1 pseudogene is annotated in these 557 nt (G+C 43.3%); it reads left to right on the forward strand.

Features of this window, described 5'->3' with window-relative positions:
* Positions 1-557: pseudogene (gene scrG / locus R7R78_RS28600) on the forward strand (regulatory protein ScrG); the annotation flags it as partial.

The raw sequence follows: 557 nt of genomic DNA on the forward strand, positions 1-557 counted from the left end.
CGATTTCGCAATTTTAATTCAGGACGATTGCTCAATAGACACGCTTCAAGCTTACGCCGAGACGATAAAACAAACCTATCACGAAGCCGTTGTAGAAGAAGGTCAGTATCTTGGCAGTAACATCAGCATTGGCTTGTACCCTTGTATCGACCCTGCGCCCTCTGCGGATGAAATTTTGCGTAAAGCTGCAAGAACATGCCAATACGCCAGTGAACAAAATAAAGATAGGATTGCCATTTACAGCCAACGCACTCAACACGCGGTAGATCGGTACTTTTTTATCGAGCAAGGTTTGAAAAGCGCACTAGAAAAGCAAACCTTGAGTGTGAAGTTTCAACCAATCATTAATGCAAAAAGCTCCGAAGTGGTGAGTTTTGAATCTCTCGTTCGTTGGCGTAGCAAAGAGTTTGGCGAAATTTATCCCGATGAGTTTATTCCCGTTGCCGAGAACAAAGGTTTGATTGTCGAGCTAGGCTATCAAGTGTTCGCGAAAGCTTGTCAGTTCATAAAACAATACCGTGAACGCTACCAAAATGAAGTAAGAGTGAACGTAAACG

This window comes from Vibrio sp. 2134-1, from assembly GCF_033339495.1.